The organism is Pseudomonas sp. Irchel s3a12 (genome assembly GCF_900187485.1).
Taxonomy (GTDB): domain Bacteria; phylum Pseudomonadota; class Gammaproteobacteria; order Pseudomonadales; family Pseudomonadaceae; genus Aquipseudomonas; species Aquipseudomonas neuropathica.
The window spans coordinates 1-17227 of the sequence record NZ_FYDN01000009.1; the positions used below are offsets into that span (position 1 = coordinate 1).

4 protein-coding genes and 2 pseudogenes are annotated in these 17227 nt (G+C 61.7%); 3 read left to right on the plus strand and 3 right to left on the minus strand.

What is annotated here, in order from left to right; genetic code table 11:
* Positions 1-149: 149 nt before the first annotated feature.
* Positions 150-1175: pseudogene (locus CKW14_RS16140) on the minus strand (AraC family transcriptional regulator); the annotation flags it as partial.
* Positions 1176-1385: 210 nt separating this feature from the next.
* Between CKW14_RS16140 and CKW14_RS16145 the strand changes: the two are divergent.
* The 3 genes and pseudogenes from CKW14_RS16145 to CKW14_RS16155 all read left to right on the plus strand — a co-directional run bounded on the left by CKW14_RS16145 (position 1386) and on the right by CKW14_RS16155 (position 3049).
* The gene (locus CKW14_RS16145; protein ID WP_095049844.1) at positions 1386-2333 is read left to right on the plus strand and encodes a transporter; all 948 of its coding nucleotides are present in this window, start codon (positions 1386-1388) and stop codon (positions 2331-2333) included.
* Positions 2334-2587: 254 nt separating this feature from the next.
* A pseudogene (locus CKW14_RS16150) lies at positions 2588-2781 on the plus strand (stability determinant).
* A 46-nt stretch (positions 2782-2827) separates the two neighbouring features.
* A complete protein-coding gene (locus tag CKW14_RS16155; protein ID WP_256579944.1) occupies positions 2828-3049 on the plus strand; it encodes a type II toxin-antitoxin system RelE/ParE family toxin in 222 nt (73 codons plus the stop codon).
* Positions 3050-3102: 53 nt separating this feature from the next.
* Here the strand turns inward: CKW14_RS16155 and CKW14_RS16160 are convergent, their stop codons facing one another.
* The gene (locus CKW14_RS16160; protein ID WP_095125635.1) at positions 3103-15597 is read right to left on the minus strand and encodes a filamentous haemagglutinin family protein; all 12495 of its coding nucleotides are present in this window, start codon (positions 15595-15597) and stop codon (positions 3103-3105) included.
* A gap of 191 nt (positions 15598-15788) precedes the next feature.
* Positions 15789-16898 carry a substrate-binding domain-containing protein gene (locus CKW14_RS16165; RefSeq protein ID WP_095049840.1) on the minus strand — a complete coding sequence of 370 codons (1110 nt, stop codon included), beginning with the start codon at positions 16896-16898 and terminating at the stop codon, positions 15789-15791.
* Positions 16899-17227: the final 329 nt, after the last annotated feature.

The window sequence follows — 17227 nt, forward strand, 5'->3', positions numbered from 1 at the left end:
ACGAAGCTGCACGGTGGACACCTCTTCCCAAGACACAGGCCATCTCCTTCGCGATGAGCAATGTGTCTATTAAAATGTGTCCACCATGTCTCCGAACACCTGTCCACCATGTCTCCGGTACATACAGGGAGAGGGCTGGGGTGAGGGTGTGCGTCATTACGCCAAGCGCTAGGGCTCAACCCCGTCCAACGCTTGAACGCCCGGCGAAAACTGCGCACATCGCTGTAGCCGACTTCCTCGGTAATCCGCTCAATCGGCATATCAGGATTGGCCAGCAAACTCAGGGTCCGCGCCTGCCGCACCTGCTCCAGCAACGCCTCGAACGTCAGCGCATGCTCAGTCAAACGCCGGCGCAACGTACGGCTGCTCATATTCAAATCGCCAGCAATCTTTTCGATGTGACTGCCGCTACTCAAATCCCGCGCAATCGCCCGTTCCACAGCCTGAATCAAATCAAGTTTCTGATGCACCTGCGCCGCTTCCAGCTCCAGCAATGCCACCGCCTGACGCAACGCCAGCGAATGATGATTGGGCAGATTCACGTCCAGCCATTGCGCATCGATCAGCATGCGGTTGTGCAGGCAACCGAAGCGCACGTCCGGCCCGAGCAGGCGCTGGTATTCGCTGAGGTAATCCGGTGCGGCATGCACAAATTCCACGGCAATCGCCTTGAACTCACCCCCCACCAGCGCGCGGCCATACACCAGCAAACTGGCGAAGAACTCCTCGACCGCAAACACCTGCACATCGGCAAATGGCAGACGACATTCAGCATCGAGATGCACCTGAGCGCCGACCACATCAACACTGGACACCACAATCCCGCCCGAGGTGTGTTGATGACGAATGCCTAGCGCAAAGGCATCACGCAAGGTCTTGCACAGCGACAACACATGCCCAAGCAGACCCAAAGTACCGAGTACGTTCTGCGCGCCGACCCACAATCCCAACCCCTGATTGGGCAGCACTTTGAGCGCGCGCTGAATCATCGCCACGGCTTGGCGATAGGAAATCCGCTGCGCCGGATCCTGCAGATCCTCAAGGGTGAAACCCAGCCCACGGCACAGGCTCTGGGGATCGATGCCTTTGTTCTGCGCGACTTCGGCGAGGGTTTGCAAAAGAAACGGCGAGACCAGCGCCAGTTCGAAGGTCGGGTCTTGGACTTTTACGTTCATGGGGCTGACATTCCGGATCACGCTTGATTGTTATTTTTGTAACCGGTTGTGTCGATGGAAGTTAGCACAAGGTTTACGGACTGTCCGCAGATGCCCCCCTCGGTGTCCGCCAATACCCTGCCCCAACGTACGCCAAACGCTTATTTCTAGCGTACCGGCGCTCCGAGCGACCGGTACCAGGTCCCAATCACAATAATAATGAGGACAGTCATGAGCCAGAACCGTGCAACATCCTTCTTGCCGCTCGCCCTTTTCATCGCAGGTTGCACCCTGACGTTGCCCGCCCTGGCCACCGAAGCCGGGGTCGACAACATCGGCACCGGCACCGACGGCTTCTTCATGCTGCCGCTGGAAGTCGACAGCCTTCCGCAGAACATGGTCGCGTTCAATCTCTACTACAACCATTACAAGTCGACAAAGCTCAACATCAGTTCGCTGGGCGGCAAGGTACCGAAGGTCGAAATCGAATCCACTGCGGTGATTCCGCGTCTCGATTATTTAAGCCCCGTGCGCGTGTTCGGCGGGCGTCTGGCCGGTTACATCGCCCAGCCGTGGTTGAAGCAGGAAGTCTCGGTGTTCGGCTTGAGCGACACCCGCGAAGGCATGGGCGATACCACCATCGCGCCGATCATTCTGTGGGACATGGGCAAAAACCTGACCCTCGGCGCCGCCGTGGAAATCACCGTGCCCACCGGCGAATACAGCGTCGATCGACTGGCCAACACCAGCAACAATTTCTACACCTACAAGCCGCTGTTCTCGTTCACCTGGTTGCCGACTGAACGCACCGAAGTCTCGATGAAGACCACCTACAGCTTCAACGAGAAGAACAAGGACACTGACTACAAGTCCGGGCAGATCTTCCACTTCGATTATTCGGCCAGCTACAAGATCACCGACGACCTGATGCTCGGCGTCAACGGCTACTTCCTCAAGCAGACCACCGACGACAAACAGTTCGGCCACACCGTGCAGTTTGCCGGGCAGGACGTCGATGATGGTGTGCGCGGCAAGGTGTTCGCGATTGGCCCGGCGCTGCACTTTACCTTTCTCAAGTACGCCAGTGCGGAGATTCGCTGGGCCAAGGAATTTGACGTGGAGAACCGGCCGGAGGGGGAAATGTTGTGGGCGAAGGTGAGTATTCCCTATGCGTTCTGAGTGTATTTGTAGGAAACAACACCCGGTTTTGTAGCCTGAAAACCTGAAAAACGCATGGGTGGAATACGCCTACAGCGGCGGTCGAGATTACCGGACAACAGGGGGAAACGTCTGGCAGATTTAAAGGGTGCGCTTGCAGATACTGGGCTCCGTTATCCCATGGTTGCTCAAGGGTTCATGGGGTGCATCGTCAGCCAGTGACGACAACGGGCCGTTCCCCCCTTAGACTGCTTGACATTGATCACGGAGGTCATATGAGCATATTGCTTTCCCCGTTTTATTCTGAGTTCGAATCCGAAGAAGAGGCAGAGAGCTACGATCGCTGGTTTCGTGCCAAGGTGCAGGCTGCACTGGATGATCCTCGCCCAGGCATTCCCCATGAGGAAGCCATGGTGCGGCTCGACCACTATTAGAAGAGAAACGCAAGAATCGACGCACTGCCGCTTGAATGGAGTGATCAAGCTCTGGACGATCTGGCTGACATTATCGATTACATTGAACAATACAATTCCAACGCTTCAGCGGCTCTGCAGCGCAAAGTGGGTGCAGCAACGCAAAGGCTTTCATCAATTCCCTATGGTTACAGATCCGGTCGAGTACCAGGCACTCGGGAAATGGTGGTCAATCCAAACTATCTACTGGTCTATCGAGTGAACGGGCGCATCAAAATCCTGACGTTAGTCCACACCCGACAACAATACCCACGAACCTCATAAATATAAAAAAAGGGCGACCAACCGGCCGCCCAAACGTACTACACGAGAGTCTTTTACAACGTCAGTTGCCCACGTTCTTCCTCGGTCAACTGCTGCTTCGCCTGTTCATCCAGCGCCCCGGCGCCCAGCACCTGCACCGGGCTGTTCGGGTTGTAACCCGGGGCCGGTGCACGGCTAGCGCCATCGCGGGACGGCGCAAGTTGTTCATTGCCGAAGCTCAACACCTGCACGGTGAACACCGACGCCTGATTCTGTCGCGAAGCCGCCTGCTGCTGACGCGCCACGTCTTCCGCCGCTTGGGTGGCCGACGATGCCGCCGAACTGGCCGAAGTAATCGCCCCGGTATTCACCGCCGACACCACCGGCACACCCGTCGCCTTGCCCTGCACCGAAATGTTCGCGGCGTTGACCACCGTCAGCGCGGCGATGTTGACGTTGCCCGACACGCGAATCCCCGCCTCGCCCGCATCGATGGTGCCCAGCGGCGCGATCAGGTCGATGTCGCCCGGCGCCACTTCGGCGATCGGGTTGAGCGTGGCGATACCGGCGCCGGTGCTTGGCACCGACGGCGACAGGGTCACGTTGCCCCAGGTGTCGTAGACGCGTTTCGGTGGGGTGTAGACCACGGTGGTTTTCGAGCCACGACCGGCGTTGATATCGCCCTCGGCCGACCAGCCGAGAATCGAACCGCCGAACGTGGTCATGATCCGGCTCTGGCCGAGCAAAATGCTGCCCTGCGAATAGAGCTGAATATTGCCCGAACCCTGGGTGATGATCCCCGCTGTCGATGGCGGCGCCGCGCCTTCGATGCCGAACACCTGACCGCCGCCCGGCGTGAGCATCTGGATGTCGCCGCCGAACAGGGTCTTGACCCCTGCCCCGCCGTACATCGTGATGTCGCCGTCGTAACGGATCGGATTGCCCGCCACATCAGTGGTCGGGAACAACGCAGCGATGGCGTTGCGACCGCGCAGATAACTGCCAGTACGCGGGCCATCGACGTCGTTGTATTCCAGACCGCCGGCACGCAGTTCGGCGAAGTACACCTGGCGGGCGAAGATCGCCTGTTCGGTACTCGGCAGTGCGGCGAAGAGGGCTTGCGCCTGTTCTTCGCTGCCGCTGAAGTCGTAGCCGAGGGTCAGCCAGCTCTGCAACTCGTCCAGGTAGGTCTTGACCACTTTGCCCGGTTGCCCGTTGAGGGAAGCGTTCGGATCGGCCAGGTTCTGCGCGTTAAGGTAACGCGCAATGAATCGCGTGTAGTCCGGCCCCTGCACTCCTGCGCCGGCCTGCAACACGATGCTTGCCCCCGATCGGCTGTCTCCCGCCGTGATCGGTCCGAGGCTGGTAATAGCGGCCTGATTCTCCATCAGGATGTTGCGCCCGGCATTGACATCCAAAAGGCCCGGGCCGGCGATATCGAAGCTGCTGTAGAGAATGTCGCGCCCGGCAGATACGCGCGAGACATCCCGCGGGTCGTTGTGAATGAACAGGTTGCCGGTCGAACTGACGTTTTGTCGGGTTCCGCCCAATTCCTCATTCGGCGCGATTGTCGGCTGCCCCAGGAAAGTACCGGACGCGACGATATCGCGACCGGCCATCATCCACACCGGCCCCGCCGCTTCATACCAGGTACGAGCGGACGGGGAAAAACTCAGCGTTTCGCCGCTGCGTAAACCGACCAGATCACCAGTCAAGGCATAGAAACGCGCCGGGCCCTGTACATCGCTTAACCCCGAGAAGGTGTCGGCGCCAAAGGCAAACAGCGGATAACGCAGGTTTCCCTTCGGGATCACACCATCGGGGCTGTAGTTGCTGACCAACGGCACGTTCGCGCTGGCTCCGTATCCCGAGAAGGCAGGCGCAAAGGGGGTCGCAATGGCTGCCGGGCTCGCGCCGGACTGATTGATCGCATAACCGCCGGCGTAGATGGAGTCACCGGCCAGCAACGACAGTTGCCCGTTTGTCGAAGGCGCCAGCAATAACGAGTACCCCACCGCCGGAAACAGATTGCTTGATGCACCGAAAGCGGCCGACGGTCCCGCATAGATGGAACCCTGGCCTGCAACGGCCCGAAGAATCGAGGGGTATACAAAGCGACCATCAGTCGGCGAGCTGTTCATTCCACTTACGGTTTGAGACGACGTCGTGATGACTTCAGCCATCTGTGTGCTCGGTGTGAGATTGCCTCCGGCGGAAAACAGATCGATGGCCGTGTGCCCGGTCCACAACGAGAAGCCGCTCAGTCCACCACCCGCATGGACCTCGCCATTGTCAGTGGTGAACGGCGTGGAGTTCTGCAGCCTGACCCGACCCGGATCCGCCGCGCCCCCTATCACCAGGTCGCCGCGTGTGCTGATGCGCATCCCCGAATCACCCGGTATCAAGACCACGCCACCGCCGGCCGCTCCGGTGCTGGCACTGAACAAATCGTAGGCTCTGGTTTCCCGGGCGTCCTGCTGGAATTGCTCGACGCCATATTGCAGGTTGATCGCACCCGCAGCAGCGCCGGTCAGCTGTGCCGCACCCCGTAGATTGATCAGGGCGCCTTGAAGGTCGTGTCGCGGCGGTGTCGTGCCGTTCTGCCCCGACCTCGCCTGCAATGACGGATTGAGCATGCCGCCAAGACGAATGTCCATGTCGCCACCGCCGGTCAACTGCAGGCTACCGTCAGCGCCAACGCGGCCGGTGCTGCCCACTGCCACGATCAGTCCCTGACTGCGGGGGTTAAGCAACTGATCGCCTATGGCCCTGAGCATGCCTGCATCCGCGCCAGCGCGCAGGCTGATATTGCCGCCGCCCAACGTGCCGAAGCCGGTGAACCCGACCAGGTACGACCCGGTGTCGGTGCTCTGGTCCGGCAAGGGCTGCGTGGCGTAGCTGCCGAAGTTGATCCACCAGGCCGTAGGAAGATCCGCCTTTGCGTCGCCCTGACGCCAGAGCCAGTTGCCCACAGCAACGCTGGGGACCTGTTCACGCAGTGGCGCGTTCATTGCGTAGCTGCGCCGCCCGAGCGTGTCCCCCGACACCGAACCACCGGCACCGATCGTCAGGTTGCCGCCCATCTGCGGATACCACGCCTGATACAGGCTTTCTGAACCGCCATTGACCCATTTTTCGTAAGCGCTGCCGGCGCTGCCCAGTACCGATCCATCGTCAGACAGGCGGCCGCGGGCCTGGTTGAAACGTGAATCGACATCGCTGGACTGAGTGCCCGCCGTATAAACGCCGAACGGTGAGTCCATGCGCAGATTGCCCGCAGCCATCAAATCCAGATCGCCAGTACCGGTGCGCAGCACGCTGAACATCTGCGAGTGGGGATTGGCGGTTATCCCGCCCTTGTTGGCCAGGCAGTTCCCCGGATCGATGTCGCACCAGAACAGATCGTCGTCACTGACCGGGGTTCCGGCGGGTATGCCCATCATGTTGCCATCCGCCCACAGGAACTTGGCCGGTGGGAGACAGACCCCGGGAATCAGATCGCACCAGAAACTGTCCTCATCGCTGACGACGCTGCCCGCCGGATACCCCAACGGGTTATCCGCCGACCAGGTGCTGTCGAGCTTTTTCTCGGTGACGATAATCCCGAGGTGAGTGTCTGCCAGCCGTAAGTCACCGCCACTGGTGACGGGTTTCACCACACGACTGTCAGCGGCTTCCAGGTCGGCACCTGCAACTATCCGCATCGACCACGATGCGCTGCCCGACGGCAACATGCTCGCAATCGCCCAGTTCGCGCCCTGGCGTGTACCGTTCAATGAACGAAGTTCGATAAAGGGTGTGTCGGCAGCCAGCACCACATCGGTCATGGACGGAATCAGGGAGCCGCGCAGCAGCGCCAGCGACCCACTCAACTTCGCCCCCACCGCACGCTGTTGGTCATCCAGAACACTGGGCAGCGGCACGCCTTTTGGCCAGAGCATGGCCTGCATCCCGGTAGCCTGAGCGAGTCGGGTCCCGGCGCCCAGGCGGCTGCCGGCCGGCAATATCACACTGTCATTGAGCAGCGTTCCGGCGACATACAGCAGGTTACCGGAGGCATCGTGTACGGCTGCGCTCAACACGGTGCCGGCCGGCAACGTGTAGGGGCCGGCGAGCACGCCCTCGGTGGGCAACAGCGTACCGCTGGCAAGGACGGCGGCCTGGATCGGCAAGTCATAGTTCAGCTTGACGCCCGCCGGGAACAACGTGCCCTCGGCCAGCGTCACGCCCGCCCCCGGCACAATCAGATCGCCGCCAAACGGCTGGACGCCCGGCAGCAGTTTCCATCCCGCATCGTCCACGGTTTCCGGTGGCGGCGCGAAACCATCGTTGATGCTGCCGTAGATGTCCAGGTCCCCCCCGGCTCGAATCACCAGGCTCCCCGCCTCGCCAGAACCGTAGAGCGAAGTTTTGCCGGTGTTCGGGTTGAGACTGGCGTAGCGATAGCCGGACAAGTCCAGATCGCCCTGCACCACCATATCGCCGTCGGCGGTTTTACTCGCAATCTCTACACCTGGTCGCAAATGGAAGGCATCGGCATACCCCGCATTGTTCAACCCTGCCAGTTTGCGCTGCAACAGATCAGCGTTGCCCAAGGCTGCGTTGATGAACAGGTCGTTGTCACCGTGGATGCGGTTCAGGTAAGCCTGGTCGATGATTTGATAAGGCCGACCGCTGGCCGCCGGATCTACCCCGTCGGCGGCATCGGTATAGCGGCGCACGGCATTGAGCCCGATGGACCGCGCACCCTGGATGATCAACGCGCCACGGGCATCGATGGCGATGTCATCGTCGCCCAGTCGCGGTGCGTTCAGTTCCAGTGTGCCGCGCAGGCGACCGTCATTCTGACCCGCCAGGGTGCCGACTGCCGCGTCCGTGCCATGGCGCAGGTCTATCCGTGCACCGGGAGCGAGGGTCAGCAGGCCGTCGCCGGAGCTGAGCTCGACCATGGCCCGGTTGGGCGCGTCGATAATCTTGCCGTAACTGTCGACCCGCAGTACCCGACCGTGAGCATCCAGTACCGCGCCGCCCGCCACATTCAGGCCATGGGCGGCCGACAGGCGAATATTGCCGACACGTTCGCCGCTGGCATCGACCAGGCCGTTCACCGTCAGGCTGCCGTTGTCCACCGATACCGAGACCTCGCCCGCCTTGAGGCCATCGCCGATCACCAGGTCGCCCTGTTTGAACTGGAAGCTGCGACTGCCGAAGACTTGCCCGGCGTTCAAGCGTTGGTTGAGCGCAGCAAACTGTTCATTCAGCGCTCCACCCAGGTGTTGCGCGCGTATGTCCACGCCAGCGGATTTGTAGGGTACCCACGTGCCGCCGGCATCGTAATGCCCTGTACTGCTGCCACGGATTTCGCCTTGCAGATCGACCTCGCCCGCGGTGTCTGACAGTGCCACGACACTCAGATTGCCGGCCTGATTGTTCTGCGCTGACAGATCGATGCGCGAGCCGGCCGCCTGACGAATATTGCCGTCGCGGCTGTACAACGCCACGTCGCCGCCCCAGCTGTACTGATTGATATCGTTGAATGGCAGGGTGCGGCCCGCCAAGTCTAGGGTAGCCCCGCTCGTCAGGGTCAGATCGCCCTCGGCCTTGACCTGCAATTTGCCGCTGGCCAGCGCAATCCGGCCGTCGAGCACCACATTACGCCCCTCCAGCGTCAGTTCGGCACCCAGTGCATCGGCGGGCGCCACCCCGGTCGGCCCGCTCAATACCAGACTGCCGCCGGCCTTGAGCGCATTCACCGAGCCGCCCTCCCCGGTCAGCAGAGGTGTGCGCAGGTTCAGGTTGCCGCCGCTGTAGAGATAACCCTTGATCGGGTCGTAAGCCCCCTGCGTTTCATAAACCGCGAGGCTGCCCTTGTGGTTGGCGGTAATGCGGTCACTGGCGTTGAGGTTGACGTTGGCAAAGCCCAGCGCAAGACGAGCGTTCTGATCCAGGCCGTTGGGTTGGGAATAAGGGCCGTAGCCAAAATCGATGCGCTGAGCCTCGATGTTCAGCGTGCCGTGCCCGGTGCCCGCACCGCCGCTGGCCACGGCCCCGGGCGCCTGAGTGGTGCCGTTCCAGATCAGGTTGGCCGTGCGGATGGTCGCCACGTCGCTCGTATCCCCCAGGCCGTAGATGGCCGGGGTCGTGATCATCAGATTCTGCAACCTGCTGCGCCCGGTCTGAGGATCCAGAGTGTCCAGCGCGACGCTGCCGTAGAAGTTGAACGCGTCGCGAGTGGTCAGGCTGAGCGTTTCCAGGGCTGGCGCAGCAAACTGAGTATCGCCGCGCAGCAACCGGTCCAGCACGCCCTGATTCAACGTCAGGCCGGCAGGCAGGCGACCGACCGCCGCCAGTGTTTCAGTGGTACCGATGTTGACCGCACCCACAGCCAATGCCAAGTGACGGGTGCCGAAACGCACCGCTTCGGCCAGTTCGAACTGATTGTTGGTGGCCGCCGTAATGCTGCCATTCGAATAAAGCATCGCCGGATTGGCGCATGCCTGGCGATCGCAGGTACCGATGCGGATGCTGCCAGACGCAGTGCTGACGTTGACCTCTGGCGCCAGCACATTCGTCCAGCCGTTGGACACCACCAGCAGACTCGCGGCGCCGGGCTGATAGACGAAACCGTTCGAGGAGTCGTACGGCACCTCGCCGCGTCCCAGAGAGTTGACGCCGGCACCGGCCTCGACCGTGATGGCACCGTCCCCACTGTTGGTCCAGAGCAGCACTTCGGGTGCTGAAAGCAGCGCACCTTCACGCAAGGTGATGTTGTAGGTACTGCCCGTGAAACTGACGATGTTACCGGCCGTGCCGTAATTCACCGTCGGGGTCGCACCGATCGCCAGACGAGAAGCGCCCAGCCGGTTGAGCGTATCGGCATTCAGCGAGACGCCGGCAAAGCCTTTCGTGGCTGACTGCCCGGTGGCGAGAATCTCAAAGCTGTCGCCACTGCCGCCACGAATCACCGCCGTCCCGGCCACGCCTCCCTTGGCGGCTGCGAAGGCGATCCGGCCGTTGAAGTCCAGTGCGGTATCCTGCTTGCCCCCCGCGATGACAAACAGGTTAAGCGCTTTAGCGTCCATGGGCGCCAGCGCACGCGGAACACCCCGGCGCGCCGCATCGCTGACGATGAACTGCTCCAGAGTGGTTTCGTTGTATTGCGAGTAACGCCGCAACACATCCGCCGATGTCACGATGACCTGGCTGGCGAGGTTGTCCCGCACACCGGTATTGGCAATCGACATCCGCGCACTGCTTGTCCACGAGCCGTTGCGCATTGCAACCGCGCCGTTGGTGGCGCCCGGGGCGGCCTGGCCGTTCACTTCCACCCGGAACGCGCCCGGCAGCAACGTGAAGGTGGAAGGCAACAATGTATAAGTGCCTGCCGCCAACCCTGGCACGCCGCTGCCCAGGGTGATCTGCTGACCGATGCGCGGATCGACCGCTCCCGCTTCCCCCAGTATCGGTGCGTATGCACTCTGATCGCCCGGGACAATGGCGTACACCGGGTTGCTGGCCAGCCCCGGCAGACTGAACGTTCCATCGCTGGCATTACGCACCAGTGGACTGAACCGCGCATCGGTGGAGCCACCGCGACCGGAGACAAACCCGGCACCGCGCAAATCTCCGCCGCCCGACAGGTCGATCAACGCGCCGGACTGCACATCCACGTACTGCGAGCGCAGGCTCACCCCGGCGCTGTCGCCACTGATGCCTTTCAATATGATCGGCGCGCCGTTGTAAAGGTATTCGATACCGTCGGTGGTGCCGCCATAAGGCATCACCAGACCGGCCGCACTGACCGACGTCGTACTCCCGGGCAGCAGGCGCAGTTCCTGGGTTTTGGTCAGCAGATCACCCAGACTGATGACGCCCAGAGGCGCACGCAGAACACCGCCCTGATCGATCCGGCTGGCGCTCATCGCCAGCGTGCCAAACACCGAGTACGGCAGCGCTGTCGGCGCCGGACCCTGGCCAGTGATGCGCAATGTCCGATGGGTATCGGCGAGAGAACTCTGACTCTGATAGCCGACCCGGACTTCGGCCGAGACCCCGCTCGCAGGGTAGACCTGCGCGGCGCGCAGATTCAGGTCCCCCGGTGTCCACAACTCTGACTTCACCTGGCCACTGGTGGGCGCAAGAAACCGCACGTCCCCGGTGCTGGTCAGCGATACCTGGTCAAAGCCGCGACGGCTGACTTCAACCGGGGCGTCGTTGTTCTGCAAGATCGACCCTTGCGCGCCGAACGACAGGCTGTTGGCAATATCCAGTACGTTGGCATTGACGTTGAACTGCGCCGGCGAAACTTGCGCAGTCGGACTGTTCAGGACCCGGGGACGAATGGTGCCCACCACACCGTAATAAGTCCCCACACCGGACAGCCGCACCGAAGGCGCTGATAGATTGACCCGCGTCGAGTCGCTGGAAGTCTGCGCCAGGGACAAGGCCCCAGCATAGAGATTCAGACTCTGATTCATGTGCAGGTCGACGTCGCCGTCAAATGACAAGAGGCCGTTGCTGAACACGCTCAGATTGTCGAATCCGCCCGACATCAACGTATCGGTGCTCAGGCGGGCATGCCCGTAACGAAGAGTGTTCGCGGCGTCACCGGGCTTGAGGTCCACGGGCAACACTGCATCGCCCGGTCCGTGACCAATGACGATTTCCCGAGCTCGCAGAACCTCGGCACCCGCCTTCTGCGTAGCGTACAGCGGGGTCTCCAGAGCTGCCTCCAGCCGTCCGCCGGCAGCACCGCTGCCACCTGAAGCGGCGCGCAATTGACCATTGATCCACAGGCCGTTATACGAACTCAGGCTGATACGTCCGCCATCCGAGGCAACGCGGGTCGGACCCTGCCCGGAGATGTCCAGCACGGCCTGCGTCCCGGAGGCATCCAGACGTGCACCTTCGCGCACAATCAGAAATGCATCGGCCGCAGTCGCCGTCGCACGCTTGGGATCGATTTCGCCGCCGATGATAATGCTGCCGCCCTTGTCGACCTGACCGTAGACCCGACCCGACGCATCGACCGCCGTGTGGGCACGCCCAGCGACGTCCAGCAGCGCCTGCTCGCCGATCCAGATCGAGCGGTTGTGCGCCTTGCTGTCGGCTTGTTGCTGTGAAGTGGCAACGTCGATCGAGCCGAACTGTTGCTGACGTATATCCAGGGTTCCGCCCCAGGCCTGCAGTTCGCCTTCCAGGGTGATCTGCCCGGTCCCGCGCAGATTGATCCGTTGTCCGGGATCGACCGTGATGCGCGATCCGCGTCCCAGCGTCAGGGTGCTGGCGGTGTCGAACCGGTCGAGTTCACTCGAGCCGGCTTGCAGCGCCAGACTCGCACCGGCGCGCTGACTGAGTACGCCCTTGAGCGGGTCTTCCTGATAAAGCGTGGGTGTCCACCGCTCCATCGCCTGGCTCGGGTCGACCCCGCTGACCGGATTCAGCGTTGTGTCGGCAAAACGGTAGACCGGCATCGTCACATCGATTTGTGTGCCCGCCGTCACCTCCAGACCGTTCAGACCGGTAACCCGGTAGGCAGAGAAACCGTTGTCGAACAACTCGGGCGTCAGCTGCAAGGCATGTTCGGGCAGCGTGTCTGCGGACGCACCGATCCGCACCCGATTGGCCTGAATAGCGAGCGTACCGCCGCCCGTCACGCCATGACCGAGAATGTCGCCGGCCATCGTCAGATGCGAATCGCCCAGCGCAGAAATCGCGCTGGACTCAAGACTCACGTCGCCACCCTTGCCGCCCCGGGTCTTGCCATTGGCCAGAATCGCACCACCGGACGACACATCGATCAAGCTGCCCGTCGCCACATCGATATCGCCACTGCTGCGGATCGAGACCCGGCCTCCGTTCAGGTATCCGAGACTTGCCACATCGTCCGGATCGGTACGCAGATTGCTCCAGAGACCACGGGTGTCGAGGCGTACATCCCTGGCGATTGTCACCTGCACCGGTTCACCCGCCGGTGCAGCAATCAGCATGTCGTCAAGGGTGCTGCTGCGCAGCTGGTTCAGCACGTTGCCCAGATTCAGACTGCCGCCGCGCGCCGTCAGATCGGCCGCAACACGGACATCCGGTGCGTACAGCGTGATGTCACCCCCGGTGTCTACCTTGAGCGCGTCGTTGACTTCAATCCGCTCAAGCGCCGAAATCTTCAGTGCGCCGAGATCAAAGCCATTGAGCTGGCCGGCGTCGAGAAACAACTTGCCCTGACGGTCTTGCGCGACGGCGCCGTTCAGATCCCCGGTGAATTCCTCGTCCCGCCGTTCGCCGCCGATCAGAACCTGATCCAGCAGCGGATTGAGGGTGTAGCGCAATCCGCCGGACGCCGCCTGATAGCTCGGCAGATAACTGCCGACAATCAACTGCGCGCGCCGTGCCAGCGCAGTCTGGCTCTGCTCATAACCGTCGATGACCGCACGCGGCGCCTGAGTCTGTCGTTCACCCTGGAAAACCTCACCCAGCAGTTGCCCGTCCAGCACCGCGTTTCCAGTGCTGACCACCAGTTGCCCGGCATCGCGACCCACGGTGTAACCCGACTCTGTACGACTGGACGGTGCAATCAGCGGGTTATAGAACGTGCGGGTCTGGCCCCACCGCTCACTGTGATCCTCGTAGCCCTTGTACAAACCGTTGTAGAGCTGATCCCCCGGCGCACGCGAGACTTCATAAAGACGACCGTCTGCACCGCGCAGCCAGCTCTGTCGAATCTCGCCGCTTTGCACATCGAGGGTGCCGCCGGACAGGTTGATCAGTGATCCTTTACGCGTGACCACGTCGTTGCCGGCAAAACTCACTGTGCCGCCCTGCGCCATCCACTCGCCGATGCCATGCCCCTGGGTGCCCAGATAACCGCCGACTTCCAGCAGGCCACCCGCGGTGTACCAACGGTCCGTCGCATAGCCATTGGTGCCGGCCGGCACGTAGACCAGTTCACGCACATCGACCCAGACATCGTTACTATTGAGCGCGCCGTTCTCGCGATTGACCGACGCATCGCGCTGCTCGTTGCCCTGCACGTTGATCTTGATGTTGTTCGATTCCATCGCCACCTTAACGCCGACAGCGCCGGCAACGTCGATCACCGCGCCTTCGCCAACCAGGCTGCGACGCTGCGCGGTGACAGCGATCTGCCCCCCGGTGGCCAGGGTGATCGAACCGTTCTGGAATTCGACACTGCCGCCGCTCTGGAGATCGATACGCGACTGATCGCCGCGAATCCTGTTATTGAGGTTGACCCCGCTCAGGGCCGCCTGATGCTGACTGTCCAGCGCCGTCAGGTCGCTGCTGTCGAGCATGACCGCCGTGACACTGCCGGGCGCCAGGGTGACGCTGCCGCTCGTGTCACTCGCCGGATTGAGCAGGTGAATGGTCCCGCGAGTGGCGACCGAGGTGCTGCTCAGCAACACGCCGCCCTGCTCCACTTCATGCCCGGTCAGGGTGATGTCACCCGTGGCAGCCTGAATCAACCCGCTGTTGCTGACCCGGCCGCCACTCTCGCCAGCCTTGAAGCCGGGCGTGACTTCGTTGCCAAAGGTTGTCGAAAACGTGTTGCCTTCTGTGCCTGAGCCTTTGCGGATGTAAAAACGATCACCGGCACCCAGCACGGTCTGGCCTTTGGCGGTGTTGAGGGTGCCGTCATTGACAACGTCTTTGCCGAGCAACAGCGTATAGCCACCGGCGTCGGTCGAGACGACGGGCTTGTGGGTTTCAATCAGCGCACCGCGCTCCACCAGCACCTTGCCGGCGGCATCGGTGAACGTCGGCTGGCTGCCGTTGCTGTCGAAATACAGACCACGATCCCGGAACTGGATGTCGGTGATATTGGCAGCGGCGGCCACCAGGTTGCGCACGTTGACCTGGCTGCTGCCGCTGAACACGATGCCGTTGCGGTTGATCAGCATCACCGTGCCGTCGCCCTTGATCTGGCCCTGGATCTGACTGGCGCGTGTGTTCGGATCGTTGACACGGTTGAGCACGGCCCAATTCGACTGCTGAGCAAATTCGACTGTGGTATTTCGCCCGACGTTGAAGGTCTCCCAGTTGAGAATGGCCTTGTCGGCCGTCTGCTCGATCTTCACGTTGGTCTTGCCATCGGCTTGCGTCTGCTGCGGGCCTTTGGCGTTCAGCCAACCCTGAGTCAGGCTGTTGTCGACCTTGAGGCCGCCCTCGCCCAGCCCGTCCGGAACGGTCTGCAGACTGCCCAGGGCCACCGCGCGCCCGGCAGCCTGAGCCGCCTGCTGTGCGGCAATGGCCGCCACGGTGTTGTTGAGGGTCTGCAACGAGCGTTGCAGTTGCTGGTTGGCTTTTTGCTGCTGCGCCAAGGGTGGCGTCATCCCCGGCAAACCAGCCGCACCGGGCCGGGCGGCCGCGGCTTGTTGCGCAGCGCCCTTGGCCGCGAACCAGCCAGAGCTGAACGCGGTCGCCGCCTCGGCACTGCCGGCTACCAGACACAATGCCACCGCGTGCGCCAGGGGCTTGAGCAACCACAGCGCCGGATCGGCAACGTCACGCCTGAAAGTCTGGCCGGGGATATTGCGACGGGATGGGCGAGCGAGCATCACTACGAGATCCTTTTTGATTGCCACACGAAGCTGCAGGCCAGCAAAAACCTGCTGTTACGACATAGGCTGTTGGCGAGGGCCACGACCGAACGGATGTCACACAAACTTCATGATTGAGGTGTAAATCGGCCAAAAAAAATGGCAGCAGCCCTAAGGCTGCTGCCATTTCATTGTGCGTGTAGCAGGACTTACAAAGGACGACCCACGCCGTTGCAGACGCTGGCGTTGTTGATGTCCAGGTTGTTGCCGGAGGAGTTGGTGATGAAGTTGGCGGTCACAGCGTTTTTCCAGTTGGTTGGAACCGGAATGAAGCCGTGGGCAGCGGTAGCAACAGCGTTGCCTGGAGTGCTGTAGTGCTGGGTCAGGAAGGCCTTCACGTCAGCGGCAACAGCGGCGTCCTTGTAGCACTGGCCGAAGATGAAGTTGGTGTAGGCCGCCATGGCATAGCCGGTCCCTGGGTTGGCTACGACCGGTACCCACTGCGCCGGGTTGGATGGAGTGGCTGGCAGAGCAGCCGATGACAGGGCAGCATTGACGTTGGCGCTGGTAGGCTGAACACCGTTGATGCGCGCCACTACGGCGTTGCTCGACGCGTTCACACCGTCCGGACCGACATAACCGATCGAACCGTTTACAGCGTTCACGGCGGTAGCGACGTCAGCCGTGTTGACCACACCTACCCAGTTGCCCGGCAGCGGAGAGCCACCCAGACGAGCGCTGGTAAAGGTAGTGTTGACGGCGAACTGGCCAGGGCACACCGAGTTCAGGTGACGAGTGAGAATTTCAGTGGTGCCGCTGGAAGCCGTGCGATAGACCACGCGGATCAGGGTCGGGTCGGTTTTGGCGTCGTTGTTGAGCAGTTCACCCCAAGTGGTCTTGGCACCGGACAAGGCGTCGCACAGTTGCGCGCTGGTCAGGTTGAGGGTGGTGTTGCCAGTCTTTTTGTAAGGGATCGCTACCGAGGTGGCAACCGATGGCAACTGAATCAGCGGGCCGTAGGAAGTACCGAAGTTGGCGGTGTAGTTGCTGAGTTCCGTAGCGTTGAGAATCGAATCGCTGGCAGCGAAGTGCACAGTGCCGGTGGTGCCGAATTGCGAAGCGGTGTTGGAGAGGAAAGCACTTTTGCCGATGCCGCTACCGGTTACGGCGTAGCTGAAGTTGGCAGGCAGGATGCTGTTGGCAGAACCTTTGTACAGAGCGGCAGGCAGTGAAGCGCCACCACCGGTTACGGCCATGGCCTGGGCGGATGCCAGAGCGGCGACGGTCAGTGAGGCTGCGATCAGAGTGCGCTTGAACATGAAGAATCTCCTTTTCAACTAGGTTTGGGAACACAGGTTTTCGGGTGACTTGCATGACACTGGGAGGACTCACCGGGGCCCTCGCTAGCGTTGGCCTTGGTTAAGTCGCACTGAGAAATTCGCAGTTTCCGGTGACAGATAAAGGAAAAAACCTCGGGAGCTGAGAGCTGTTTCCGAAGGGATTTTCTCGGGTGTTTGTCGGATGCTGCGCAGCGTCTGGATCGCGGGTTTGACTGAATCGGGCTGGAGGCGTTGGCGGGTGGTTGCAGATGACAGAAAGGAGAACCCGAGGATGGTTCTTTTGAGGGTCGGGTGATGCTGAAGTCCTG